Source organism: Synechococcus sp. BIOS-E4-1, from assembly GCF_014279995.1.
Taxonomy (GTDB): domain Bacteria; phylum Cyanobacteriota; class Cyanobacteriia; order PCC-6307; family Cyanobiaceae; genus Synechococcus_C.
In genome coordinates this window covers 2,394,475-2,416,702 of the sequence record NZ_CP047935.1, presented here as the reverse complement: position 1 = coordinate 2,416,702, position 22,228 = coordinate 2,394,475, and the positions used below count along the sequence as shown (strand labels likewise).

At 58.7% G+C, this 22,228-nt stretch carries 28 protein-coding genes and 2 tRNA genes; 13 read left to right on the top strand and 17 right to left on the bottom strand.

Going from position 1 to position 22,228, the window contains the following annotated elements; all coding sequences use genetic code 11:
• Window positions 1-21: 21 nt before the first annotated feature.
• From SynBIOSE41_RS13140 to SynBIOSE41_RS13120, 5 genes are all read right to left on the bottom strand, one after another.
• Window positions 22-95 (bottom strand) — tRNA-Asp (locus SynBIOSE41_RS13140).
• Between the two features lie 426 nt (window positions 96-521).
• Window positions 522-710: a hyperconserved protein Hcp gene (locus SynBIOSE41_RS13135; RefSeq protein ID WP_006043540.1), complete on the bottom strand. Its 189-nt coding sequence runs from the start codon at window positions 708-710 to the stop codon at window positions 522-524.
• Between the two features lie 36 nt (window positions 711-746).
• Window positions 747-819, bottom strand: a tRNA-Trp gene (locus SynBIOSE41_RS13130).
• A gap of 62 nt (window positions 820-881) precedes the next feature.
• Window positions 882-1,343 (bottom strand): 50S ribosomal protein L19, encoded by a 462-nt coding sequence (rplS, locus tag SynBIOSE41_RS13125; protein WP_186538225.1) that lies wholly within the window; start codon window positions 1,341-1,343, stop codon window positions 882-884.
• 33 nt (window positions 1,344-1,376) lie between these two features.
• Window positions 1,377-1,700, bottom strand: coding sequence for a PepSY domain-containing protein (locus tag SynBIOSE41_RS13120; RefSeq protein WP_186538224.1), 324 nt, complete (start codon window positions 1,698-1,700; stop codon window positions 1,377-1,379).
• Between the two features lie 60 nt (window positions 1,701-1,760).
• On the opposite strand from SynBIOSE41_RS13120, the gene map reads away from it, so the two are divergent.
• Window positions 1,761-2,600: a type I methionyl aminopeptidase gene (gene map / locus SynBIOSE41_RS13115; protein ID WP_186538223.1), complete on the top strand. Its 840-nt coding sequence runs from the start codon at window positions 1,761-1,763 to the stop codon at window positions 2,598-2,600.
• On the opposite strand, the gene SynBIOSE41_RS13110 is transcribed toward map, so the two are convergent.
• Complete coding sequence (locus SynBIOSE41_RS13110; protein ID WP_186538222.1) at window positions 2,581-3,369, bottom strand: SDR family oxidoreductase; 789 nt, start codon at window positions 3,367-3,369, stop codon at window positions 2,581-2,583. The two genes, map and SynBIOSE41_RS13110, sit on opposite strands and share 20 nt — an antisense overlap.
• Window positions 3,370-3,371: 2 nt before the next feature.
• On the opposite strand from SynBIOSE41_RS13110, the gene ebsA reads away from it, so the two are divergent.
• The 3 genes from ebsA to SynBIOSE41_RS13095 all read left to right on the top strand — a co-directional run bounded on the left by ebsA (window position 3,372) and on the right by SynBIOSE41_RS13095 (window position 5,473).
• A complete protein-coding gene (gene ebsA / locus SynBIOSE41_RS13105) occupies window positions 3,372-3,767 on the top strand; it encodes a type IV pilus biogenesis protein EbsA (RefSeq protein ID WP_255475764.1) in 396 nt (131 codons plus the stop codon).
• A gap of 29 nt (window positions 3,768-3,796) precedes the next feature.
• Entirely contained in the window at window positions 3,797-4,906 is a 1,110-nt protein-coding gene (locus SynBIOSE41_RS13100) for a phosphotransacetylase family protein (protein ID WP_186538221.1), read from the top strand.
• An 81-nt stretch (window positions 4,907-4,987) separates the two neighbouring features.
• Window positions 4,988-5,473, top strand: coding sequence for a DNA-protecting protein DprA (locus tag SynBIOSE41_RS13095; RefSeq protein WP_231884138.1), 486 nt, complete (start codon window positions 4,988-4,990; stop codon window positions 5,471-5,473).
• 3 nt (window positions 5,474-5,476) lie between these two features.
• Here SynBIOSE41_RS13095 and SynBIOSE41_RS13090 read toward each other — a convergent pair whose 3' ends face one another.
• Window positions 5,477-5,920 carry an NfeD family protein gene (locus SynBIOSE41_RS13090; RefSeq protein ID WP_186538220.1) on the bottom strand — a complete coding sequence of 148 codons (444 nt, stop codon included), beginning with the start codon at window positions 5,918-5,920 and terminating at the stop codon, window positions 5,477-5,479.
• A gap of 59 nt (window positions 5,921-5,979) precedes the next feature.
• Here SynBIOSE41_RS13090 and SynBIOSE41_RS13085 point away from each other — a divergent pair, with 59 nt between their 5' ends.
• The gene (locus tag SynBIOSE41_RS13085; RefSeq protein ID WP_186538219.1) at window positions 5,980-6,894 is read left to right on the top strand and encodes an SPFH domain-containing protein; all 915 of its coding nucleotides are present in this window, start codon (window positions 5,980-5,982) and stop codon (window positions 6,892-6,894) included.
• Here the strand turns inward: SynBIOSE41_RS13085 and SynBIOSE41_RS13080 are convergent.
• Window positions 6,891-7,343, bottom strand: a complete 453-nt coding sequence (locus tag SynBIOSE41_RS13080) for an MAPEG family protein (RefSeq protein ID WP_186538218.1) — start codon at window positions 7,341-7,343, stop codon at window positions 6,891-6,893. The two genes, SynBIOSE41_RS13085 and SynBIOSE41_RS13080, sit on opposite strands and share 4 nt — an antisense overlap.
• A gap of 231 nt (window positions 7,344-7,574) precedes the next feature.
• Between SynBIOSE41_RS13080 and SynBIOSE41_RS13075 the strand changes: the two genes are divergently transcribed.
• A complete protein-coding gene (locus SynBIOSE41_RS13075) occupies window positions 7,575-8,069 on the top strand; it encodes a YajQ family cyclic di-GMP-binding protein (RefSeq protein ID WP_067325844.1) in 495 nt (164 codons plus the stop codon).
• A 3-nt stretch (window positions 8,070-8,072) separates the two neighbouring features.
• Here the strand turns inward: SynBIOSE41_RS13075 and SynBIOSE41_RS13070 are convergent, their stop codons facing one another.
• The 3 genes from SynBIOSE41_RS13070 to xth form a co-directional block, all read right to left on the bottom strand.
• Window positions 8,073-9,347 carry a carbohydrate porin gene (locus tag SynBIOSE41_RS13070; RefSeq protein WP_186538217.1) on the bottom strand — a complete coding sequence of 425 codons (1,275 nt, stop codon included), beginning with the start codon at window positions 9,345-9,347 and terminating at the stop codon, window positions 8,073-8,075.
• A 42-nt stretch (window positions 9,348-9,389) separates the two neighbouring features.
• Entirely contained in the window at window positions 9,390-10,691 is a 1,302-nt protein-coding gene (gene hemL / locus SynBIOSE41_RS13065) for a glutamate-1-semialdehyde 2,1-aminomutase (protein ID WP_186541219.1), read from the bottom strand.
• A 350-nt stretch (window positions 10,692-11,041) separates the two neighbouring features.
• Window positions 11,042-11,887 (bottom strand): exodeoxyribonuclease III, encoded by an 846-nt coding sequence (gene xth, locus SynBIOSE41_RS13060; protein WP_186538216.1) that lies wholly within the window; start codon window positions 11,885-11,887, stop codon window positions 11,042-11,044.
• 62 nt (window positions 11,888-11,949) lie between these two features.
• On the opposite strand from xth, the gene SynBIOSE41_RS18155 reads away from it, so the two are divergent.
• On the top strand, window positions 11,950-12,246 hold the full coding sequence (locus tag SynBIOSE41_RS18155) for a hypothetical protein (protein ID WP_255476087.1): 297 nt from the start codon (window positions 11,950-11,952) through the stop codon (window positions 12,244-12,246).
• Here the strand turns inward: SynBIOSE41_RS18155 and SynBIOSE41_RS13050 are convergent.
• Window positions 12,224-12,901, bottom strand: a complete 678-nt coding sequence (locus SynBIOSE41_RS13050) for a lipopolysaccharide assembly protein LapB (protein ID WP_186538215.1) — start codon at window positions 12,899-12,901, stop codon at window positions 12,224-12,226. The two genes, SynBIOSE41_RS18155 and SynBIOSE41_RS13050, sit on opposite strands and share 23 nt — an antisense overlap.
• A 128-nt stretch (window positions 12,902-13,029) precedes the next feature.
• Here SynBIOSE41_RS13050 and SynBIOSE41_RS13045 point away from each other — a divergent pair, with 128 nt between their 5' ends.
• The 4 genes from SynBIOSE41_RS13045 to SynBIOSE41_RS13030 are packed head-to-tail and all read left to right on the top strand — an operon-like array spanning window position 13,030 to window position 16,536.
• Complete coding sequence (locus SynBIOSE41_RS13045; protein ID WP_186538214.1) at window positions 13,030-13,680, top strand: hypothetical protein; 651 nt, start codon at window positions 13,030-13,032, stop codon at window positions 13,678-13,680.
• Entirely contained in the window at window positions 13,680-14,318 is a 639-nt protein-coding gene (locus SynBIOSE41_RS13040) for a hypothetical protein (RefSeq protein ID WP_186538213.1), read from the top strand. The genes SynBIOSE41_RS13045 and SynBIOSE41_RS13040 overlap by 1 nt, the downstream gene beginning before the upstream one ends.
• Window positions 14,315-15,550, top strand: a complete 1,236-nt coding sequence (larC, locus tag SynBIOSE41_RS13035; RefSeq protein WP_186538212.1) for a nickel pincer cofactor biosynthesis protein LarC — start codon at window positions 14,315-14,317, stop codon at window positions 15,548-15,550. The genes SynBIOSE41_RS13040 and larC overlap by 4 nt, the downstream gene beginning before the upstream one ends.
• Entirely contained in the window at window positions 15,544-16,536 is a 993-nt protein-coding gene (locus SynBIOSE41_RS13030; RefSeq protein WP_186538211.1) for a lysylphosphatidylglycerol synthase domain-containing protein, read from the top strand. Before larC ends, SynBIOSE41_RS13030 begins: the two co-directional genes overlap by 7 nt.
• Here SynBIOSE41_RS13030 and SynBIOSE41_RS13025 read toward each other — a convergent pair.
• On the bottom strand, window positions 16,491-17,408 hold the full coding sequence (locus tag SynBIOSE41_RS13025; protein ID WP_186538210.1) for a cation diffusion facilitator family transporter: 918 nt from the start codon (window positions 17,406-17,408) through the stop codon (window positions 16,491-16,493). The two genes, SynBIOSE41_RS13030 and SynBIOSE41_RS13025, sit on opposite strands and share 46 nt — an antisense overlap.
• Here SynBIOSE41_RS13025 and SynBIOSE41_RS13020 point away from each other — a divergent pair.
• Complete coding sequence (locus tag SynBIOSE41_RS13020) at window positions 17,340-18,467, top strand: esterase-like activity of phytase family protein (protein ID WP_255475763.1); 1,128 nt, start codon at window positions 17,340-17,342, stop codon at window positions 18,465-18,467. The genes SynBIOSE41_RS13025 and SynBIOSE41_RS13020 overlap by 69 nt on opposite strands.
• A gap of 9 nt (window positions 18,468-18,476) precedes the next feature.
• On the opposite strand, the gene SynBIOSE41_RS13015 is transcribed toward SynBIOSE41_RS13020, so the two are convergent.
• From SynBIOSE41_RS13015 to SynBIOSE41_RS13000, 4 genes are all read right to left on the bottom strand, one after another.
• Complete coding sequence (locus tag SynBIOSE41_RS13015) at window positions 18,477-20,030, bottom strand: iron ABC transporter permease (RefSeq protein WP_186538209.1); 1,554 nt, start codon at window positions 20,028-20,030, stop codon at window positions 18,477-18,479.
• 261 nt (window positions 20,031-20,291) lie between these two features.
• Window positions 20,292-20,438 (bottom strand): hypothetical protein, encoded by a 147-nt coding sequence (locus SynBIOSE41_RS13010; RefSeq protein ID WP_170953724.1) that lies wholly within the window; start codon window positions 20,436-20,438, stop codon window positions 20,292-20,294.
• Window positions 20,439-20,502: 64 nt separating this feature from the next.
• Window positions 20,503-21,588, bottom strand: coding sequence for a GTP-binding protein (locus SynBIOSE41_RS13005; RefSeq protein ID WP_186538208.1), 1,086 nt, complete (start codon window positions 21,586-21,588; stop codon window positions 20,503-20,505).
• A 37-nt stretch (window positions 21,589-21,625) separates the two neighbouring features.
• Window positions 21,626-21,907, bottom strand: coding sequence for a 4a-hydroxytetrahydrobiopterin dehydratase (locus tag SynBIOSE41_RS13000; RefSeq protein ID WP_186538207.1), 282 nt, complete (start codon window positions 21,905-21,907; stop codon window positions 21,626-21,628).
• 103 nt (window positions 21,908-22,010) lie between these two features.
• Between SynBIOSE41_RS13000 and SynBIOSE41_RS12995 the strand changes: the two genes are divergently transcribed.
• Entirely contained in the window at window positions 22,011-22,214 is a 204-nt protein-coding gene (locus tag SynBIOSE41_RS12995) for a hypothetical protein (protein WP_186538206.1), read from the top strand.
• The last annotated feature ends 14 nt before the right edge of the window (window positions 22,215-22,228 follow it).

Below are 22,228 nucleotides of genomic sequence, written 5' to 3'. Positions count from 1 at the left end.
GGTGTGGCTCGGGATGAAGAACGGGACCGACGGGATTCGAACCCGCAACTTCCGCCGTGACAGGGCGGTGCTCTAACCGGTTGAACTACGGTCCCAGATCGGATTCAGATCGACGGTGCTCGTCCGTTGGAATCTGATCTGCGTCACTTGCGCGACTTCGAAAGTATCGACTGTTGCCCTGCCCTCCGTCAATACGCGCGTGGGTCGGGTCCAGAACAATTTGGCTTCAGAACCCACCATTTCTGAATTGGTATCAGTCATGGCGACAGGTTCGCTTTTCAGATGTCGGTTGAGGGCCCCCTTGGAAAGCTTGTTCCAGTGGAGATGAATGGACCCGAGCACACCTCAATTTCAAGCAGAACATGGGTTCCGCCTCAAGACTGCTCATCTGTTCACCAGAGGTGAAAACCCTGTTCAGACACTAAGAATGTTCTCCCTGAAAGCACTCTCGGAAGACACAAAAAACCGGTGGGCACAGCCACCGGCCTCCGTGATCCCTTGCAGGGATGGATACGTTTTGGTCAGGGACGGAAACCTGCAGGCTCAATCAGACGGACCTGATTGCCACGCGCAGTGAACTCACGGCCCTGGTCGCTTTGAACGACCACACGCCCTCCGGATTTGACGCGAATGACACGGGCACGAACCCAGCCGAGGGCGGCTGATTCGAGGACCTTGACCACATCACCAGGTTGAAGATCCAACTCCATGCTCGAAACTAGGAAACTGCAGAAGGGGCCATCGGACGCGCCGTGGAGGACTTGAACCCCCGACATCAGGTTTTGGAGACCTGCGTTCTACCAACTGAACTAACGGCGCAAGGCGATGAACCCCTCGACCATCACAAACGCGATGGCATTGGATTGAACGAGGCCTAAACCTCAGCGATCGAAGCGCTGCTTCACGCGGGTGGCCTTGCCCACCCGTTCCCGCAGATAGAAAAGCTTCGCCCGACGTACCTTACCTCGGCGCTCCACCTTGATGGAGGCCACTTGAGGACTATGCAGCATAAAAACTCTCTCAACGCCAATGCCCTGAAAAATCCGACGAACCGTGATGGTTTGATTCACCCCGCCGTGACGCTTGGCGATCACCACCCCCTCGTAGGGCTGGACGCGTTCCTTGTTTCCTTCGCTGATGCGAACGCCGACTCGCACGGTATCGCCCACATAAATGTCAGGAAGATCGGTTTTCTGCTGCGACTGCTCAAACTGTCTGATCAACTCAGCAGGATTGAGGCGTTCAGCCGTGGCAGCTGGAGCAGCAGTCTTCGGGGACTCGTTCTCAGTACTTGCGCTGTCTGCGTTGTCTTGTGCAGATGTGTCTTTCTGGTCCGCTGCCATCCCAGCTCCGGGTAATCACGCCAAACAACCAGCTTACCCTGCCGGCCCGCCGTCCACTGAGCGTTTCTTCCAGGCGTTTCTCCAAGACTGCAGCATCATTCCTCCGCCGGTGATCAACATCCACAGCACGCCCAGTGCATTGAGGACAACCACCACCGGCTCAAGCTGCGGCCCAAGCCATTCCCCTTCATGCAGGCTCATCAGCCAGTGGGCGCTGTCGCGGCTCACTCCGAACCAATCACGTGCCACTCGATAGCTCAGGCCCGTGATGACTGTGGTCATCAACGGCAGAAGAACCAAAGGCGCCACTTTGCTGTGCCAGCGCCGCAGTCGTGCCATCCAGAGAGCCACCGGCATTAGCTCGTCACCATTGATAGCGTGACAGCAGGACGTCGGGACTGCCCGAAGGAATCACCGATGAACTTGTTCGCTGACCTGCTTTCCTCAACCAAAACCGGAAGCGTGACGGCCACAGGCCCGCGCATTCAGCAACGTCGGGGCGTGGAGATCAAATCGGCGAGAGAGCTGAAAATCATGGCCAAGGCCAGTCGCATCGTGGCAACTGTGCTTCGCGAGATCATGGAAATGGTCGAGCCTGGTCAGACCACCGCTGATCTGGATGCCCATGCCGAGCGGCGCATTCGAGAAATGGGTGCAACGCCTAGCTTCAAGGGGTACCACGGGTTCCCCGCAAGCATTTGTTCGAGCATCAATGACGAGGTGGTGCACGGCATCCCCAATAACAAAAAGGTGATTCATGCCGGCGATCTGCTCAAGGTGGATACGGGAGCATTCTTCGAGGGCTATCACGGCGACAGTTGCGTCACCATCTGCGTTGGTGAGGTGAGTGAGCAGGCAGCCACCCTCAGTAGGGTGGCTCAGGAGTCACTGATGGCAGGACTGGCGCAGATCCGCTCAGGCAACACGCTGCTCGACATCGCTGGAGCCGTTGAGGACCGCGTCCATGAAGGGGGATTCAGTGTGGTGGAGGACTACACGGGGCACGGTGTGGGCCGCAATCTTCACGAAGAACCCTCCGTCTTCAACTTCCGAACGGACGTTATGCCGAACGTCAAACTGCGACCTGGCATGACCCTGGCGGTGGAACCAATCCTCAATGCCGGCAGCAAAGCCTGTCGCACGCTCAGGGACCGCTGGACTGTGGTCACGCGTGATGGCAGCCTGTCTGCCCAGTGGGAGCACACAATCGTCGTGACCTCCGACGGATGCGAAATTCTCACGGATCGTGGCGATTAAGCCACAGGATCCTGTTGTAGGCCAATCGCCCCAGCTCGATCAGAGGCATCGTCAGCAAGGTGATTGGATTGGGGGTGACGATGATCAGTGGCAGGCCCAGGTCGGCCTGCCAGAGGATCTGGCCTGCGACGAAATCAGCTGACATCACTCCGATCGGATTAAGGTTCGAACGAAATGGGCCGAGCACCAGTTTGCGCAGTTTCGGCAGCCTGGTCCTCTCCTGACGAGGAGCGCTCCAGCGCAGGCTCACGAGCTGGCCGATCAGGCGCTTGCTGAGCTCGTAAGCAGGGCTGAGTGCCGGTTGTATCTCCGCTTCCGATGTGTTCACCCATAGCTCCGGTGGATGCGCCGGTGGCTGGAGGCCCCTCTCAAGCTGCTCAAAGCGCTGCAAAAGCCTCCATTGGCTGAGGGCATTGACTTCAAGGGCCCTGTTCAGGCTCTCAGGGCTTTGATCGCCTCCGGGATTGATGCCGTGGTTGAGAACGAGCACATCCAGATCCAGCAAGGTGGAATCAAGTTCCTCCTCCTTTCCGCAGCTCCAGCAGACCCACTCCTGAGGTCCGGTCAAGCTGTTCAGTTCGGTCGGTTTGGGGCGGTGACTCAGAGCGATGACCCAGGCGCCCTTCTGTCTGAGACGTCGAGTCAGTGCACGACCCAGTTCACCTCCTGCTCCTGTGATTCCCACCCTGCGACCTGCCCAGGTTTCTGCAATGGAGCTCGAATCAGATGTCCTTGGCACAGGCTGGGCCATGGCGGTGAACTGGTGCATGCTTGGAACAGCTCGACGGTATGACGTTGTCCAGTCCGTCCGGAGACGCTCAACTGGCGCTGTTCGCTCCTTACTGCGGTGGGCTTCGCAGAGAGCAGGCCCTGCGACGTGCACTTGAACGATTGCCGTTGGGACAGTTCGAAGGCGCGCGTGCCCGCAGTGATGCACAGCCCCATCGGTACGTGCTGAGCTGGAGTGCTGCCAATGCCCCGCTGCAGGCGTGTCGCTGTGAGTTGCGCTTTCAGGACCGGGCTGATCAGCGTTATCCGTTTGAATGCCCCGCGCATCAACTGCTGGATTGGCTGATGCAAGCTGATGAAGGTGGCCGTCAGGATTTGCCGGACAGCTTCTGGCAGTGGTTGTTGCTTGAGCAGATTGCTGATAGTGGTTCCCCTTAAATTAAGGGCATCAACCTCAGACTTCCCTGATGGGCTCAACGCTGCTGATTGGATCCTGTGAACCCTTCAGTGGCAAGTCCGCCCTAGTGCTCGGGATTGCAAGGCATCTGCGCTCGGTTGGCATTCGGGTCCTTTTCGGTAAACCGCTTGCCACAAGCATGGACTGGGAATCCGATCAAGGTGTGCTGCCCTCATCGTTGATCGATGACGACGTCCGTTTTGTCGGAGAGACCCTCGGGTTGCCCCCTCAGGACCTGATCCCTTCCCTGCATCTGCTCTCCCCTGATACCGCACAGCAACGGCTTGCGAACGGAACCTTGGAGGCCGGTGAGGGGCTGGAAGAATTACGCAACAGTCTTCAGCAGTCAGAGAATGGTGTCACCCTGCTCGAAGCCGCCGGCAATCTCCATGAAGGCCTGCTTTACGGACTGAGCCTGGTGCAACTGGCCAGCGATCTCGATGCACCGGTGGTGCTCGTGCATCTCTGGGAAGACAGTCGCAGCGTCGATGCGTTGCTGGCCGCCAGTCAGCAGCTCGGTGACCGACTGCGCGGGGTGGTGCTGAATGCAGTCATTCCGGATGATGTGGAAAGCCTGGAACGTGATGTGGTGCCGTCTCTTCAGGCACTTGGCATCAAGGTGTTCGGTGTGATGCCCCGATCGCCTCTGCTGCGCAGCGTCACGGTGGGCGAACTCGTGCGTCGGCTGGATGCGCGGGTGATCTGCTGCAGAGAGAAACTCGACCTCTTGGTCGAGACGCTCAGTATCGGGGCGATGAATGTGAACTCAGCGATGGAGTTCTTCCGCAGACGCCGCAACATGGCTGTGGTCACTGGAGCAGATCGCACCGATATCCAGCTGGCAGCCCTGGAGGCATCCACGCAATGTCTGATTCTGACGGGTGCCGGAGATCCGCTTCCCCAGCTGATCAGTCGAGCGGACGAACTGGAGGTGCCACTGCTCAAAGTCGAGCAGGACACACTCGGGACCGTTGAAGTGATCGAACAGGCGTTCGGTCATGTGCGTCTACACGAGGCGGTGAAAGCGACTTACGCCTTCCGTCTCGTGGAAGAACACTGCCGCCTTGCGGACCTGCTCAGCGCCGTGGGACTGGAGCACCTTGCAATCGGCTCAAAGTGATGGTCCCGACAGGGTTCATCGCTGCTAGCTTCTAGGAACGCTCGCAGGTAGTCATTGAGCCGATCCCTTGATCTTCCTGCAATGGACAGGGTGGACACCCTCGCGCAGGAATTGGCCTTGCTCCAGGACAAGGGAGCGCGGAGGATTGCCATCCTCGGCAGCCGCCATGTTCCTGTGGTTGCCATCCATCTAATCGAGTTGATCGCCAGATCGCTTGCTCAGGAAGGCCACTCTCTGGTCACCTCAGGTGCGCAGGGGGTCAATGCAGCGGTGATCCGGGGCGTTCTCGCTGTGGATGCCTCCAAGCTCACGGTTCTTCTGCCTCAGAGTCTCAGTCGTCAGGGGCCTGAGATCCGTGATCAGTTGGAGAATGTTCTGCATCTGATCGAAAAGCCTGAGCATGACGATCTGCCTTTGCCGATGGCCAGCAGCCTCTGTAACCAGGACATCATCAGCCGTTGTGATCAACTGATTTGCCTGGCTTTTCATGACAGCGAGACACTTCTCGCCAGTTGTCGCAATGCCGAGGACATGGGGAAGGTTGTCAGCCTGCTGTTTTTCGATTGAAGCTCAGGGCGTAGGCGGGGTCGGCAGAACCCTGAGCCTGGTGCCCTCCCTGCTGATCACAAGCACGCGATCTCCGGCCAGGAGGGGAGTCTCCACATCCAGTGAACTGGCCGCCCAGCTCTGACCATGCCAGCGAACCCTCCCTTCTCCTCCGGGCTCAATCGTTGCCAGCACCTCTGCCGTGTCGTCTTTCAACCGTCGACGTCCAGGCCTTGGATTGCGCTGGGCTGACCAGCGGCTCAGCCAAAGCGTTCCCAGCAAGGTGATGAGACTGAACAGGATGATCTGAATCCAGACCTGCAGCGGCAGCAAGGCCGTCAGCACAGACACGACAAGCCCGCCCATGACGGCGAACATCAGCCCGTCGAAACTGGGTTGCACGAGCTCCACGATCAGCAGCACGCCTGCCACCAGCAACCAGATCAAAGGAGTCCAGAGAGGTGGCATGACAGGTGGCTTGTTCGCCTCACTTTGGGGACTAGCGTCGCCTAAGACATCCAATCGTCATGGAAGCGCTGCTGAGCCTGCCTGCACTGATCCTGATCGCACTTCTCGGCAGTGGCAGTGTCAAGGTGACCAGCGGTGGTCGCTCCCGTCTTGTTGAGCGGCTCGGCAAGTACGACCGTGAGCTGCAGCCAGGGCTCTCCGTCGTGATTCCCGTGGTCGAACGCGTGGTCAGTCACGAGTCACTCAAAGAACGGGTGCTGGATATTCCTCCCCAGCTCTGCATCACCCGAGACAATGTCTCCATCGAGGTCGATGCGGTGGTGTATTGGCAGTTGCTTGAGCATTCCCAGGCGTATTACGCCGTTGACAATCTGCAGGCAGCGATGGTGAACCTGGTGTTGACCCAGATTCGTGCCGAGATGGGCAAGCTGGATCTGGATCAGACCTTCACCACCCGCAGTGAAGTGAATGAGGTTCTGCTCAAGGAGCTTGATGAGGCAACCGATCCCTGGGGAGTGAAAGTGACTCGCGTTGAAATGCGCGATATCAACCCCTCTCCGGGAGTCAAGCAGGCCATGGAGGCTCAGATGACTGCCGAACGGGAAAAGCGTGCTGCGATTCTGCGTTCCGAGGGGGAAAAGGAAGCCCAGTTGAATGAAGCTCGTGGCCGTGCAGAGGCGCTCGTTCTTGATGCCCGTGCCCAGAAGGAGGCGATCCTGCTTGAGGCCGAAGCTCAGGCCAAGCAGCAAGGTGTGATGGCTGAAGCGAAGTCGGAAGCGGCGCGCGTGATGGCAAGGGCTCTGGCTGAGAGCCCTGAGGCTGAAGAAGCTGTTCGGCTGATGCTTGCGGAGACCTGGATGGCCATGGGGCAACGAATGGCCGACTCGCCAGCCGGCAGCGTGCTGATGGTGGATCCCCAGTCGCCTGCGTCACTGCTGGCGGCCCTGAAGCAATTCCAGCAGGGCAAGAGTTAAACGATCAGCAGAGCTTTGACTCCCTCGATGTAGAGGATGCCGGTGCAAACCAGGGCGCCGGCCCAGCACAGTCCTCTCAGGGGAGGGATGTTGGCCACATAGGCCGGCAGATAAATCAGACGCAGAAGCGGCTGGAGCAAAGCTGCGGGAATGGCAAGCCCTTGAAGTGGTCCGATCTGAAGCACGGCGATCAGGGCCAGAAGTGCTGCTGGAGCATGCAGGCTGAACGCTTCAAAGCTGTTCTGATGCGCCCAGCTGGCCCGTTTTCCCCACTCGGGAAGACGGGCGAACATGGCCCTGGGAGCCTGCATGTCGTCGAGGGTGAAATCAGCCTGTGATCGGGCGGCACCCAGGGGAAGGATGCTTGCAATCACGACAGCTCCCGAGAACACGAGTGACAAGGCATAGGGCGCTGCGGGCGTCCTGGTGAGAAGGTCCGTAATGAACACAAACAAGCCAATCGCGGTTGAAAGGATAGTGATCGACTGTCGATCGATGCGATCACACCGTCTGCTTCGCCAAGTCGTCTGTATCCGTCTTTGTCATGCCCTTTCTGAAGCGGTTTTGGAATGGAGTTGCTGATTGAAGATGAACATCTTTCACTATCCACCCCTTGTCAGATGTCCTATTAGGAGCGGTTTCATGAGCATTGCTAGCCTCCAACCACTGACGCTTGATCAATGGCTTCGTATTCATTTGATGTGGTCTCTGACTTTGACCGTCAGGAGTTGGTGAATACGCTTGATCAGGTTCGTAGGGACGTTTCCCAGCGCTATGACCTCAAGGATTCCGGCACGGAGATCGATCTCGAAGACGCCGCTGTTGTGATCACCACCGCCAGTGATATGACATTGCAAGCTGTTGAAGATATTCTGCGGGCCAAGGCTACAAAAAGAAACCTATCTCTGAAGATTTTTGATTTCCAGCCGGCGGAGACAGTGGGTGGTAACCGTGTGCAGCAAATGGTCAAGCTCAAGAAGGGACTCAGTCAGGAACTGGCCAAGAAAATGAGCAAGATGGTGCGTGACGAGCTCAAGAAAGTGACCGTGGCCATTCAGGGTGACAGTCTCAGGGTGACAGGTAAGAGCAAGGATGATCTCCAGCAGGTGATTCAGTTGTTACGTTCAAAAGAAGACGAGCTGGATGTGCCGCTTCAGTTTGAGAACTATCGCTGACTTTTAAAGACTCAAATTGATTTGTACGCCTCCGGCCCAGATGCCTGGCACTTTGCCCTCTCCACCTGGATTGATAATCCATTGCATCACTGGCTGAATTTGCAAAATCTCTGAAAGATAAAATGAATAATTCAACTCGATTGTTCCCTCGTAACTCAGCCCAGGGTTGATGGTCGGGCTGAAACTGGTTCGACCAAGACCGAGTGCAAGCACATCGAGTGGTCTGCCAGGAATGATTCCTTGGCTTAACCACCCACCTGCGATGAAGGTCGGGTAAGGGTTATTGGCAGGGTCGAGGCTGACGGTGCCACCAGCCCAAACTCGATTGTCGATTCCGATCGGCACATCCACAGGCCAGGTGAGTGATCCGTAAACGCCGCGGTTGATTCCTTCTCCAAGCTCCTTTGCATTGTCGACTAAGAGGCGCGTTGATGAGAAATAGCCTCCGAGCTGAACTTCAGGCAGTGGTAACTGTCTGATCACAGTCTCCTTTGTATTGGGAATATTGATCTCTGCCGATAGATCAGTTCTGGATCGGAGCGGATTGGTTTCCCATTGCAGAGCCTGAACACCGCCCTGCACATTGGGGATCCCTGGATCAACACCAAGGCTGGCCGCAAGACTGGTCTGAGGGTTCAGGTAGAAGTAAGCATATTCCAGTGAACCAAGAGATTCCGAATGAGCCTGAAGTTTGACTCCAGGAGCTATGAAAGGATCAATCGGTACTCCCACAATCAGCAGGTTTAACGTGTTGTTGAGGACTGAGCTGATGTAACTGCCCATGGCGGGAGCAGAAATAAAGCCTGGTTCTCCAGCCATGACAGGATCCAGCGACATCACGCCAAGCTCTGCTTGCCACCAGCTTTCACCGCGATTTCTGACCACGGAGGCTTCGGTGATCCAGGTCCCCACAGGATTCACCAGGGTCTGCAACGTGAAGGCAGATCCCAGATCTTTGTTCAGATCAGGATTGCCGGCGTCGTTGGTCAGCTGCACATTGAGCTGCCAGTGGTCCAGTTCATTCCAGTGCTGCTGGCTTTTGCCAAAACCGCTGCTCAGGGACAGATCGAGCACCACAGCCTGATACCAGCTCGAGGCTGAAGGATTGGCACCACCGCTGATTCCTGCCATGGGCTCTGCCGTGTAGTCGATGCTGAGATCGATCCATTCAGGCAGCTCAAGCCAGGTCTGAAGTGGGCCTCCCCGGCTGGGAGAGCCCTGCATTGATACGACCAAGAGGGTCAAGCCGACCAATGCCTTTTTGAGCTGGGACCCCATGCCGATGCTGGGATATGGCATAGGGGTGAGCCTGATTCGGAATCAGGCGACAGCAGCGAAGCTGTCTCGGAATGCCTGAATCGTTGCTTCGATGTCCGCGTCGGAATGGGCCAGGGAGGTGAAGCCGGCCTCGAAGGCTGATGGAGCCAGGTACACGCCACGCTCAAGCATGGCGCGATGCAGTTTGCCGAAGCGTTCAGCATCGGTTGCCTTCGCCTCTTCGAAGTTGCGCACAGGCCCTTCGCAAAGGAAGAAGCCGAACATGGCGCTCACGCTTCCGGTCGTGATCGGAAGGCCGGCAGAGGTCGCAGCCTCATTGATGCCAGTCGCCAGCTTCTCAGTGGTTGCGGTGAGTTTTTCGTAGCTACCGGGCTGCTTCAGAAGCTCGAGCGTCTTTATGCCAGCAGTCATGGCGAGGGGGTTTCCGCTCAGCGTGCCGGCCTGGTACATGGGGCCCGCAGGAGCCACCATCTCCATGATTTCGCGTCGACCTCCGTAGGCCCCTACAGGGAGTCCTCCGCCAATCACTTTGCCCATGGTGGTGAGATCAGGGGTGACACCGAAATGGGCCTGGGCGCCGCCGTAACTGATGCGGAACCCCGTCATGACCTCGTCAAAGACCAGCAGTGCACCGTTCTCCTTGGTGAGTTCGCGCAAACCCTCAAGGAAACCAGGCTCGGGCTGGATGAACCCGGCATTGCCAACGATGGGCTCGAGAATCACACCTGAAATGGCATCCGGGTTTTCAGCGAAGAGCTGCTTGACGGCCTCCAGATCGTTGTAAGGCGCTGTGAGGGTATTGGCAGTGGTGCTGCGGGGAACGCCAGGTGAGTCAGGTAGGCCGAGGGTGGCCACACCGGAACCGGCCTTCACCAGGAACATGTCCGCATGGCCGTGGTAGCAACCTTCGAACTTGATGACCTTGTCGCGACCTGTGAAGGCGCGCATCAGTCGCAGCACGGCCATGCAGGCTTCTGTGCCGCTGTTCACGAAGCGCACCATCTCCACGCTCGGAACGGCATCGATCACCATCTCAGCCAGGGCATTCTCAAGAGCGCAGGGGGCTCCGAAGCTGGTGCCTTTTTCGATCGTTTCCTGAAGCGCACTGATGACTTCGGGATGGGCGTGGCCACAGATCGCAGGTCCCCAACTGCCCACGTAATCGATGTATTTGTTGTCATCAACGTCCCAGGCGTAGGCGCCCTTGACTCGATCGAAGACGATCGGCTGGCCACCCACAGATTTGAATGCACGCACTGGGGAGCTCACGCCACCAGGCATCAGAGCCTGGGCGGCACTGAACAGCTCCTGGGAGCGACTGGTGTTCAAGCTTGGTGCTGTCACGGGGGCGGATGCCAAGGGGCCGATGCAAACCGTGCCACATCCTGACCCAAGAACGTGCCAAAACGGCTGATCTGTGTAGGAAGCGGGGATTCCGGAACTTGTGATACAGACATCGGCATCGTGTTTTAGGCCCTGATCAGGCCTCGCCTGGACAGCGTCCAAGCCGGATCTGAGCCGATTCCCAGCCTTATGTGGCGTTGTAGGTCGCGCCAAAGAACGACTTGTTTAAGACTGTGACGGATCGAGGATGAACTGGTCCGCATCCTCTCTTCAGGCCGGGATAGGGCGCTTTTTGAACAGCCTTGCTGCCACCAGCCTGCTGTCAACAGCTCTGCCACAGGCCTGTGGCTTCAATCAGCGATGAAGGTCTCCTGATCATCATCAACCTCCTCCTCCTCCAGCTCCCAGGAGAGATCAACCACCACAGGTGCATGGTCACTGGGTTGCTCTCGGCCACGCTCCCTTTTGTCGATCTGGCAGCTGAGGGCAAGTTCCTGAAGATCGCAGCTCAGGTAGATGTGATCAATTCTCCAGCCGCTGTCACGGTTCCATGCACCGCTGCGGTAGTCCCACCAGCTCCAGTGGCCGCTTCCCGTCTCGAACAGCCGGAAGGCATCTTTGAGATCATCACCAAGCGCCTGGACCAGGGCATCGCGTTCAGCATCTGAAGCCATGATTCCTCCGCTGAGACGATCGGGGTCATGCAGGTCTCTGGCTTCCGGTCCGATATTGAAATCACCCACAACGCAGAGGGGCTCGTCCCTTGTCTGAGCTGCCCGCAGATACCTCGCCAGGCATGAGAGCCAGTTCAGTTTGTAGCCGTATTTCTCGGATTCGAGGCTGGAACCGTTGGGCACGTAGAGATTGATCACCCTGATCCCATCGACAAGAGCACTGATCACCCTCTTCTGCTGACCCAGCTCTTCAGCTTCAGGATCAGTCCCCAGTTCTCCGATGAACCCCAAGCGCACGTCCTCCAGGGGATGCCGGCTGATCAGGGCCACTCCGTTGTAGGACTTCTGACCATGGACGCTGACGTTGTAACCCCTGGATTGGAAGGGCTCGAGCGGAAAGAGCGGATCATCAACCTTGGTCTCCTGCAGGGCCAGCAGATCCACACCGCTCTGCTCCAACCAGCGGACGACGTGATCCAGTCGAGTGCGAATCGAATTGACATTCCAGCTTGCGATCTGCACGGAGACCCTGATGCACCTGATTGGAGACCCTTAGCATCAACCGCAACCGAGCATTCGATCCCATGCAATCGCTCCGCCTGACCTCCGGTGTTGCGTTCGCCGTATGCAGCGCAATGCTCTCGGTTTGCCCTGCTGTCTACTCACAGACAACGCTTTCACAGCCGAGTGTGATTGAGCGCAATGAGGACCGCGACATCTACAACACACTCCCCGGAGAAGGCAAGAAGAAGGGATCGGTCCTGGATGTCACAAACCCCATGGAATTGATGAGGTCTCTGCGTCAGGCGACTTCCATGAACGATGCCACCGATCCAGTCGATGCCATTGATGAGGCCCTCAGGGAGTTTTCACAGCCTTGAGGCCTGGCTTGGCCGGTCTGTTCCGTGCAGCTTCGAGAGCCCAGCGCAGTTCAAGTGTCTGTAGATCAGTGCCAGTTGGTGCCAGGTTTTTGTTCAGTGTCCTGGCTTTCCTGAGCAGGGCGATGGCAGCGTCTCCTTGACCCTGATCCCGTTTCAGCAGGGCGAACGCCAGCAATGGCTCAGGTCGTTGAGGGTTGTCGTCGATCAGGTTGCGGTAGCGATCGGAAGCTTTTTTTGTGTCACCTGACAAGCGCTGCAGATCGGCCAACAGCATTCCCAGCTTCAGCCGACGTTCAGCCGGAAGGGATTCAAAACGTGCGCTCAGGCGCTTGATTGGCTCTGCGCCCTGGTCGGTCTCCTGTGAAAGAAAAGCCCACAAGGTCATCACTTCGAGCCGATCGGGGTGCAGGCGCTGCAAAGGCCTCAAGGTGCGGAGGGCTGCTTCTCGATCTCCGTCCTCGTACTGCGCGCGAGCCAGCAACAGTGACCATCGCCAGTCGCTCGGATGGCTCTGAACCTGAGTTTTGAGAATCTCCAGACCTGAGACTTCGGCGGCGGAGGAGTGTTTCTGAATGGTTGTCGGGGAGTGAGTCTCAGTCCAGAGATGGGTCACTGTCCAACCTGCGACCACACACAGCCCTGCAACTGCGCCCAAGCTCGCCAGTGTTTTCGTCGTTTGACGCCTGTATCCCGGCACCGTGTCGTGGGAATGCTTCGCCAGTCTGAGGGTCTTTGTCGAAGCTGGCTAGAGTTGCCACGGGCCAGTGGATGCACCTGAATCTGATGCGCGACCATCCCATCCCTGCGGTGACCGAGCCGCTGCAATACCGGGCAATCGGCGTCGTGCGCGGAATGTTCCGGCCCGAATCTGAAGATCAGAGCACCCGTGGCCATTTGGTTGATGCCGATGGCCAGAAACTTGATGCTGTTGTTTTGGGGCGCATGCTCACGTTGATGCGCCGTCATCTCGACATGAGCAAGCCTCACCTCTGGGTGGTGTACCCGCGGTGCAGAGAGGCAGGCCAGTTGCATCTCCAAATCGCTGGAATCTGGGAGCCCAGCACCCTCTCAGCTTCGGATGAAGAGACAGCATCCACGGACGCGTCCATGGATGAGCTGCCTGAAGGCGACGATTACTTCTCGATCAGGGGCGAGCTCATCTACACCAAGCCAGAAGCTTCCGAGGTCGTTATCAAGGTTCGTCAGCAGCCACGCGCTGATGGCTTTCGCCCTTTGCCCTTCAAGTTGCAGCTCAGTGGTGATGTGGAGCTTGCGCATTTACGCCATTTCGTCAGCCTCGACGTGCGTCGCCAGGGACAGATGCTTCATGTGCAGGCGGCAGAAGTGATCGCACCGATGCCAACCCGTGGAGGCAAGGGACGTGGTGGTGCCTCCCGCCGCCCTGCAGACCGCAGTCGGTCGGCTCGCAGCTGATGAACGCATCTCCCGTCTCTGCCACCACGGCGGGTCTGGCAGTGGCCGGTTGCACAGGTCTCGCGGTGTTTGGGCCGTTGGTGGGACTATCGCCTGCCTGGATCGCTCTGCTGGTGGGTGGAGGTTTGCTGGGTCTCACCCTTGATGCTTCCCAGCTCGAAGGGATGGGTGGTCATCTGCTGGCCGAAGCTCTCCCTGGAGGTCGGATGCGTCTGCGACGGGTGGCACGCCACGAAGCTGGTCACTGGCTGGTTGCGCGTGAAGAAGAGATGAAGGTGCGGCGCGTGCTGGTGGGTACCCGTCCCTGTCTGGAGGCTGGCCTGCGCTGCAATGGAGCAACCGAATTCGACCTCCCTGATCAGGTCCGCTTACCCATGGAGGATCTGCGCCGCTGGAGCCGCGTGCTTCAGGCGGGAATGGTGGCAGAAACCCTGTTGGAGGGATCAGCAAGGGGAGGGGCTGATGACCGGGCGCTGCTTGGCAGGATCTGGGGAATGTCAGGTCAGGATGTGGAAACGGCACAACGTGAACAGCGACGTGCTCGACGTGAGGTGGAGCAGTTGCTGAAGAAGCGTCTGGATGATCTGGACGCTGTCGCTGAAAGGCTGCTGGAGGGCCTCGATCCGGAGGTGGCATGACGCCTGGCCTCGCCGCCTCCTACGTGGTGGATTGCCCGACGGGCCTGGCCGGGGACATGTTGTTGGCGTCCTGTCTGGATCTGGGGGTTTCCCCAGAAGTGATTCACGCGCCGCTGCGTGCCCTGGGTTTTGAGAATGGGTATGCCCTTCGAGTCGAGGAGGCGCATAACGGAGGCCTGCGCGGCCTGCGTCTCGAGGTTGAGTCGCGGGAGGAACATCCGCTTCATCGCCACTGGGGCGAGTTGCGGCAAAGAATCCTCACGGCTGCGCTCTCTCCCTTTTTGCACGACAAGGTGTTGTCGGTGTTCACCGCTCTCGCTGAAGCCGAGGCAGCCGTTCACGGCATTGCCGCTGATCATGTGCATTTCCATGAAGTTGGAGCCATGGACAGCCTTGTGGATGTGGTTGGGGTTTGTGCTGCCATCGAGCATCTCAATCCGACATCACTCTGGTGTGTCCCTCCTCCAGCAGGACGGGGCGGAGTTGCCACGGCTCACGGCCTGCTGCCGGTCCCTGCTCCAGCCGTACTCGAGCTGGCGCGATGTCATGGTGTGGAACTGCGCTGGGGCGGGGACTGGCCAGAAGCTGAGCTGACAACTCCGACAGGTCTGGCTCTGATGGCTGTGCTGGCCGATGGCTTTGGATGGCCAGAGAAGTTGGCTCCTGAGGCTGTTGGAACTGGCCTGGGCCATCGTGAGCTGGACCGCCCTAACTTGCTGCGCCTCATCCGTCAGCATCCTCAGGTCTCTGGTGCAACCAACCAGCCCCGTTGGCAGGACCTGATCATTCAGGAGGCCTGGATTGACGATGTTTCGGCTGAAGCCATGGCATGGCTGATTCAGCAGCTGCGTGATTCGGGTGCTTTGGATGTCGCCTGCTCTCCGCTGCAGATGAAGAAGGGACGTCCAGGAACTGCCGTGACGGCACTGGTGCTGCCTGAGCAGGCAGCTGATCTGCGCCGGATCTGGTGGAGGGACAGTCCAACCCTGGGTCTGCGCGAGCGGCGTCAGGGGCGCTGGGTGCTGCCGCGGCGTCGAGGCGTTCTCAGCACTCCATGGGGTGAGCTGGCGGCCAAGCAGATGTTGAAGCCGGACGGAACTCAGTCCGTGAAGCCCGAGCGGGATGCCCTTCAGCAACTCGCACACCGCGCTGGACTCTCTCCGGAGACTTTGTGGCAGAAGCTTTCTCAGGAGCGGCTTCAGTTCAATCCGGAGCAGGAGTGGACATGCTGAAGCGTTTCAGATCCCTGCTTTCGCTGAAGCTCCCGGGAGGCCTGAAGCTGTGGATCACCCTGCTGGCGCTTGGATTTGTGGGTTGGGCGCTGGCCGGTCATGCCGTGGGACTGCGCTCGCTCTCGATCACAACACAAGGCTGGTGGTGGCTTGTGCTGGCCCTCGGCCTCAGTTGGCTGAGTTTGCTCGTGAATGCGGGCGCTTGGCAGGTGCTGGTGGGTTGGCTGGGATATGGCACAGGCTCAACACCGCTGCTGCCTCTATATCTGAGCAGCAATCTGCTCAAGTATCTGCCCGGCGGGGTGTGGCATTTCCTTCGGCGGGTGAGGGCTTTGGGGCCTTCGATCGGTACGGGGCCGGCACTGGTGTCCGTCTTGCTTGAGCCCATGTTGATGGCGGTGGCGGCCCTGCTCTGGGTGCCCTTTGGTGGTTGGCAGAACGGACTGGCCTTGCTGGCACCACTGCCTGCACTGCTCCTGCTTCCACGCTGGAGAGAGCCCTTGCTCTGCCGGCTTGAACGCAGTCGTTTGCGGCAACTCAACCGCTCTGATCCCGATCTGGCCTCCTTGCCTCCCCTGGATCAGTTGGGAAGTGGCCGCAAGGATTACCCCTGGGCACCTCTGATGGCCGAGCTGGTGTTCATCGCTTCACGCTTCTCCGGTTTCTGGTGCTGCATTCAGGTGTTCGGTCTGACCCCGGTGCTGCCGATCGGCAGCTGGATGGCAGCCTTTGCCCTGGCCTGGGCCACAGGGCTTGTGGTTCCCGCTGCTCCAGGGGGGCTTGGTGTATTCGAGGCGATTCTGCTGCTGCGCCTGGGTTCATCCGTGCCGGAGGCAGCACTCCTCGCCGTGGCACTCAGTTATCGCCTCGTGGTCACTCTTGCGGATCTACTGGCTGCTGCAGGCGTGAAAATGGATGGTCTGATCGCCCTGCGCGTCGCTCAGCTGAGTGATTCTCCGCAGTCCTCATCGGGCTCCTCCAGCTGAACCGTGCAGTGCTCGATGCCCTTGTGTTGCATCGCCTGCCGAACCCCGCTCAGCAGCTGCGGATCCTGATCGCTCAGGCCCGCATCTCTCTGCAGGTGAACAGTGAGGGCCACCCGCGTTCCGCCGATGGACCAGATGTGCAGATGATGGACGCCCTGCACCTCTGGCATGGCTTGCAGATCGGCCAAAACGGCGGCTGGATCAATCCGATGGGGAACTTCATCCATCAGCTCGGCGAGGCCATCGCGCAACAACATGATCCCCAGCCATCCCACGCTCAGGCCAACTCCAAGACCTGTGAGGGGATCAATCCATGTCCAGCGGGTGATGGAGGTCACCAAGGCGCTCAGCAGCACCGCCGCTGAGACCGCTGCATCTCCGAGCAGGTGAAGAGCAGCAGCTCGGCGGTTCAGATCACCATGGTGATCTGAACCGAACAGGCGGGCGGAGACCAGGTTCACCACCAGGCCAGCGCCTGCTGCGATGGCGACCGGCCACGCCACCACCAGCTCCGGTTGTCGGAATCGCTGGATGGACTCCACGCAGACCACTGCGGAGGCCATCAGGATCAAGACGGCGTTGGCGACGGCTGCCAGCTGGGTGGAGCGTCCGAAGCCATAACTAAACCGACCCTTGGCAGGTCTCTGGCTCAGGCTCTCCGCTCCCCAGCCCAGCAGGAGTCCCATCACGTCACCGACGTTGTGTAGGGCATCGCCGATCAGTGCGATCGATCCGAAGGCGATCCCAACGGCGATCTGCAAACCGCTCAGGCTGGCATTGAGCAGAACCGTCCACCGGAATGCTTGTCGACTTTGGCCGTGCCCGTGGCTGTGGCTGTGGCCGTGGTCGTGGCTGTGCTGATGATGTTCCAATCGACCTTGGTACCTAAAAACATGATGGCCGCAGCCTTGCCGGCTTTGCCATCGCCAGCACAGGCACTTCCTTGCCCTCTGGCGGCTGGCTGGGAGTTGATTCACAACATTGAACTCCCAGGGCGAGGCTTGGATGGAGATCGTGTTGGTGGCTTCTCTGCAGTGGCCTATCAGCGGAAGGAGGACCGTCTCTGGTTGCTAAGCGACGCAACCACGGGCTACTTGGTGTCGTTCACTGGCCTGAGCCGTTTACTGCAAGGTGAGCAGGCATCGCTGCAAGGTGGTCGACGTCTGCTGTTGAGGGGGCGAGAGGGTTCATCTCTGCCGGCGGACTTTGACGGTGAGGGGCTGGTGCTTAACGGCAATCAGATCTGGATCGTCAGTGAGGGGCGCCGACGCCCTGAGAGAAGGGCAAGACTGCAGAGTTACAACCTCTTGAACGGACGCCTGCAGCGCGAGGTCCCCCTACTTGCTGATTGGCAAGAGACAGAGGGGCAGGGACTTGCTGCCAACAAAGGGCCTGAAGCACTCACGCAGATGGCATCCGGTGATCTGGTCATGGCAGCCGAGGCTCCACTGATTCAGGACAGCGCTCAGCAGGGCAAGGACTGGGTGCGGTTCGCTCGTTTGCGCTCCGGTTCGGATCATCGGCTTGAGCCCCATGGGGGGGTCGAGATCGGACCTGCGGGTGCAGCGGTCAGTCTGAAGCTGGGTTTGACTGAACTGCTGGCCTTGGGAGAGGGCCCAGCAGTTCTGGCGCTGCTGCGCAGTTTTGCCTTGCCTGTGGGGTGGTCTGCCCATCTTCAGGTTCTGCGTCTGCCGGGAAGTGAGTCGCCGTCCGCTCCGCCGATTCAAGCGTTGCAAAGCTGGGATCTGTTGGCGAGTGGCCTGCCATCAGCCAATTGGGAGGGAATGGCCTGGGGACCGGTGATGAAAGATGGTCGAATTCCGCTGGTGCTGGTGAGTGACGATGGTTTTCACCCTTTCCAGAGCAGCTGGCTGTCCGTTCTGGCTCCGCGGCGCGGGCCGGATTGTGTGCCCAATCGTTTCGCCTTCTGATCCCGACCTCTACTCCGAATCCCGATCCAATCGCGGCACCAGAGCTGATGAAGCAATCAGACCCAGGACCAGGATCATCAGCGCCGGCCAGACCGCAGCGGCGAGTCGCTCATCACCTGCGTACTGAAACACCCTCACCGCAAGCGTGTCGAAATCGAAAGGTCGTAGCGCGAATGTGAGCGGCAGCTCCTTGACGGTGTCCACGAACACCAACAGGCTGCCAACGAGGATCGGGCCTCGTAGAAGCGGCAGATGAACCCGTCTGAGCACGGCCGGCCAACGCAAGCCCAGCCCTGTTGCTGCTTCGTCAAGGCTGGGAGAGAGTCGCTCCAGAGCTGCATCAATGCCCCCCTTGTTCACTGCGAGGAAGCGATCGCTGTATCCCCAGAGCAGAAGCAGGATTGGAGACAGTTGCCATGGGGCGCCGATCACCAGCAGAGCCAGCGCCAGAACTGCCCCTGGAATGGCGTAGCCCATGCCCGCAAGAAAAGTCACACCTCTGAGCCATCTGGCAGGACTCCAGCGTTTGGCAATGGCCAGCAACATTGCCGCCAGGCCCGCCAGCAGGGTCGCTGCCAGTGCGAGACCCAAAGTGCGCAGGGTGAGCAGCAGCAATTCTGGTGTCAGACCGGTGGCCAACTGCTGCCAGTTCATTGCGCCCCACAACAGCGGAATGCCAAGGGTGATCAGGGGAGGTAAAGCTCCAAGCACCTGGGCTGCGAAGGCCCTTCCGCCGCTCAGCATCCATGCAGGAGATTCTCCTCCTGCAACGCCTTCTGACCAGCGGCGGCTGCGGCTGCGCAGTCTGCGTTCGCCGAACAGAAGCACCATCACGATGCAGAGTGTGATCAGAGCAAGACCCACAGCACCAGCGGGATTGCCCTCGATTCTCCAGGCCTCGATAATTCCAGCTGAAAGACTGGGAATGCCGAGCAGTTGCACGGCACCATATTCATTCAAAACCTCCATGCCCATGAGGGCAATGCCTGCACCGATCGCCGGCAAGGCCATGGGCAGTGCAATGCGGCGGAAACTGTTCCAGGGCCCCACACCCAGCGAGCGGCAAGCTTCCAGTTGCCGGCGTCCACAGATCGTGAAGCTTTCGGTGCTCAGCAGGAAGACATAGGGGTAGGTGGTCAGCGCCATCACAACGATTCCCCATCCCATCCCGTTGATGGTGATTCCCTCCAGACTGCCGATATCCACCAGAGTCGCCGCCAGCAGATACGACGGATTGGCCAGTGGCAGCAGCTGGGCAATCCGCAGCCAGCGGCGGCCTGGGAATCGGCAGTTCGCCAGCAGCCAACCGTTGGCGGTTCCGATCACACCTCCCATCAGGCTGGTGCCGAGGAGTAGCACAACCGTGCCGCGGATCTGGAGCAGACCGTCCGGCCTGAGGCTGGCATTGCCGCTGCTTACGCCACTGAGTCCTTCGCCCAGCAGGCCGATGACAGGAAGCAGGGCCAAGAACGCAATTGCCACGGCTCCTGCCACCAGCCAAAAGCGGCCTGACAGCAAGCTGCGCGTACGCGTGAGCACTCCTTGCCGAAGGGGATCTGCCATGGAGGAACTGTCGCTATTCACGCTTGAGTCACTTGCAAGGACTGGTGATCAGGAGCTGAGCAGGCTTTCGGCTCTGTTCGCTGGAGCCAGTAGCTGTGGCGTTCTCCAGGCAGAACGAGTCCGTTGTGTCGCGACAGGAATGCTGGGAAGACACGCTTAAGGGCGATTTTGAGAAGCGTATTCAATAACCTGGATACGTGCATCAAAAAACCCTCACGCCAGGTGAGGGTTTTGAAGGTGATAGGGCTTTCAAGCTGCTGTTCAGCGATCGTTGCGACGAACGGGGATGGGAACCAGGGCTGGCTCCATCAAGCCACCACCGCCATTGTCATCATCGGAATCGAGCAGCAGCCAGAAGGCAAGCGCCAGAGCCATCAACAGACCACCAGCCGCGAGAACTTCAACCATGCCCTCTCCTCATTGAATGACACCCTAATCAACTTTGCTGAATACGGGGCAACTTCGCCCCCACTTACTGATCAACAGGCACGACAACGCACTCTTGAAGCTGATGTCTCAGGGAATTATGGTCGAGACCACGACCGATCAGTACCAGTTGGTTCTTTCGGGTTCCATTCCAGTCGCTGTCGTCGATTGAGAACCGTTTGCCCGCCAGGTGGAACACGTGACGTCGCTCGCTTTCCTTGAACCAGAGAATTCCCTTTGCTCGAAAAACGCTTTCGGGCAGATGATTGTCGAGAAAATTCTGAAAGGCTCTCAGATCAAAGGGATCACTGCTTGAGAAGGACAGTGACGTGAATCCTTCAATGGCCAGATGATCAGCGGATCCATGGTCGTGCCCGTGGTCATGGCTGTGTTCATGATCGTGGCTATGCCCATGGTCATGGCTGTGTCCGTCGTCGTGGCTGTGCCCATGGTCATGGCTGTGCCCGTGATCGTGGCTGTGTCCGTGATCGTGGCCTTCGTTCACCACCCGGTCGGATTCGAACAGACCCACGCTCAGCAGAAGGGGCAGCGGCACATCTCCCTTCACTGAGTGCAGGATGCGCGCATCTTTCTTGACGTCGCGCAGCTGTTGTTCGACATCCTTCACGCGACTTTCATCAACAAGATCGGTCTTGTTGAGCATCAGGATGTCGCCATAAATCACCTGTGATCGACCGACTTCGCTGGCAATGGCCTCTGCTCCGAAGTTCTCGGCATCAATCAAGGTGATGATTGAATCGAGCCTTGTCAAATCACGCAGCTCGCTGCCCAGGAATGTCATTGCAACGGGCAGCGGATCAGCCAGACCCGTGGTTTCAACCACCAGATATTCGACGGGTTTGGGTCTGTTGAGGATGCGGTCCACGGCATCAAGCAGCTCGCCGTTGATCGAGCAGCAGATGCATCCGTTGCTCAGTTCGACCATGTCCTCATTGGTGCTGACCACCAACTCATTGTCGATTCCGATCTCCCCGAATTCATTGACAAGCACAGCTGTTTTAAGCCCCTCCTGATTGCTCAGGATGTGGTTCAACAGTGTTGTTTTCCCTGCTCCGAGAAAACCAGTGAGAATCGTCACCGGCACCGCGGCTCGCTTCACGCTGGTTGTCATAGAAAAATTCCCTTCCTTCATCCATTTTGGCAGCGGCTCACTGCAGGGCGTCGATGGATTGCGCCAGCTCTGCATCCAGATTGCTGAGTCCTCCCAGGTCGTGGGTGGTCAGCTCGATCGTCACCCGGTTGTAGACATTGCTCCAGTTGGGATGATGCTGTTTTGCTTCAGCCAGCAGGGCAACCCTTGTCATGAAGGCGAATGCCTCACTGAAGTCGCTGAACTGCCACTGTCGTTTGAGGCGTTCATCCCCCACCTGCCACTGCTTCAGAGTGGCTCGTAGGTTTTCACGATCCTGAAGGCTGAGCAGTGCTGCCATTGATCATCATCTCTGAACTTCAGCTCTAGCCTGGAGCGTGAGCAGCGGTTGTGGTCAACAGATGATCAACAGACTGGTCTGGATTCTGCTGATCCTTGTCCCGATGGATAGCGTTTCAGTGCTTCCGGCAAGGGCGCAACGGGTGGTCAAGAAACTCACTGCTGAGTGCCCGATGGGTTACATCGATCTGTCGAACGGCAAGTGCAGCGCTCTTGGATTAATGAGCTATACCCTTCGCCCGGCAATGGATGACAACTGTCCCTCCGGTTGGAATCCCATGGGCGGTGGCTATTGCCGCAAGGACTGAACCAATCGACCTGA

Bases quoted from the DNA above. Each gene is read 5' to 3' on its own strand.
- SynBIOSE41_RS13135 (WP_006043540.1), bottom strand. From the start codon at position 710: ATGGAGTTGGATCTTCAACCTGGTGATGTGGTCAAGGTCCTCGAATCA.
- rplS (WP_186538225.1), bottom strand. From the start codon at position 1,343: ATGGCAGCGGACCAGAAAGACACATCTGCACAAGACAACGCAGACAGC.
- SynBIOSE41_RS13120 (WP_186538224.1), bottom strand. From the start codon at position 1,700: ATGCCGGTGGCTCTCTGGATGGCACGACTGCGGCGCTGGCACAGCAAA.
- map (WP_186538223.1), top strand. From the start codon at position 1,761: ATGAACTTGTTCGCTGACCTGCTTTCCTCAACCAAAACCGGAAGCGTG.
- SynBIOSE41_RS13110 (WP_186538222.1), bottom strand. From the start codon at position 3,369: ATGCACCAGTTCACCGCCATGGCCCAGCCTGTGCCAAGGACATCTGAT.
- SynBIOSE41_RS13100 (WP_186538221.1), top strand. From the start codon at position 3,797: ATGGGCTCAACGCTGCTGATTGGATCCTGTGAACCCTTCAGTGGCAAG.
- SynBIOSE41_RS13095 (WP_231884138.1), top strand. From the start codon at position 4,988: ATGGACAGGGTGGACACCCTCGCGCAGGAATTGGCCTTGCTCCAGGAC.
- SynBIOSE41_RS13090 (WP_186538220.1), bottom strand. From the start codon at position 5,920: ATGCCACCTCTCTGGACTCCTTTGATCTGGTTGCTGGTGGCAGGCGTG.
- SynBIOSE41_RS13085 (WP_186538219.1), top strand. From the start codon at position 5,980: ATGGAAGCGCTGCTGAGCCTGCCTGCACTGATCCTGATCGCACTTCTC.
- SynBIOSE41_RS13075 (WP_067325844.1), top strand. From the start codon at position 7,575: ATGGCTTCGTATTCATTTGATGTGGTCTCTGACTTTGACCGTCAGGAG.
- SynBIOSE41_RS13070 (WP_186538217.1), bottom strand. From the start codon at position 9,347: ATGGGGTCCCAGCTCAAAAAGGCATTGGTCGGCTTGACCCTCTTGGTC.
- SynBIOSE41_RS18155 (WP_255476087.1), top strand. From the start codon at position 11,950: ATGCAATCGCTCCGCCTGACCTCCGGTGTTGCGTTCGCCGTATGCAGC.
- SynBIOSE41_RS13045 (WP_186538214.1), top strand. From the start codon at position 13,030: ATGCGCGACCATCCCATCCCTGCGGTGACCGAGCCGCTGCAATACCGG.
- SynBIOSE41_RS13040 (WP_186538213.1), top strand. From the start codon at position 13,680: ATGAACGCATCTCCCGTCTCTGCCACCACGGCGGGTCTGGCAGTGGCC.
- larC (WP_186538212.1), top strand. From the start codon at position 14,315: ATGACGCCTGGCCTCGCCGCCTCCTACGTGGTGGATTGCCCGACGGGC.
- SynBIOSE41_RS13030 (WP_186538211.1), top strand. From the start codon at position 15,544: ATGCTGAAGCGTTTCAGATCCCTGCTTTCGCTGAAGCTCCCGGGAGGC.
- SynBIOSE41_RS13015 (WP_186538209.1), bottom strand. From the start codon at position 20,030: ATGGCAGATCCCCTTCGGCAAGGAGTGCTCACGCGTACGCGCAGCTTG.
- SynBIOSE41_RS13010 (WP_170953724.1), bottom strand. From the start codon at position 20,438: ATGGTTGAAGTTCTCGCGGCTGGTGGTCTGTTGATGGCTCTGGCGCTT.
- SynBIOSE41_RS13005 (WP_186538208.1), bottom strand. From the start codon at position 21,588: ATGACAACCAGCGTGAAGCGAGCCGCGGTGCCGGTGACGATTCTCACT.
- SynBIOSE41_RS13000 (WP_186538207.1), bottom strand. From the start codon at position 21,907: ATGGCAGCACTGCTCAGCCTTCAGGATCGTGAAAACCTACGAGCCACT.
- SynBIOSE41_RS12995 (WP_186538206.1), top strand. From the start codon at position 22,011: ATGGATAGCGTTTCAGTGCTTCCGGCAAGGGCGCAACGGGTGGTCAAG.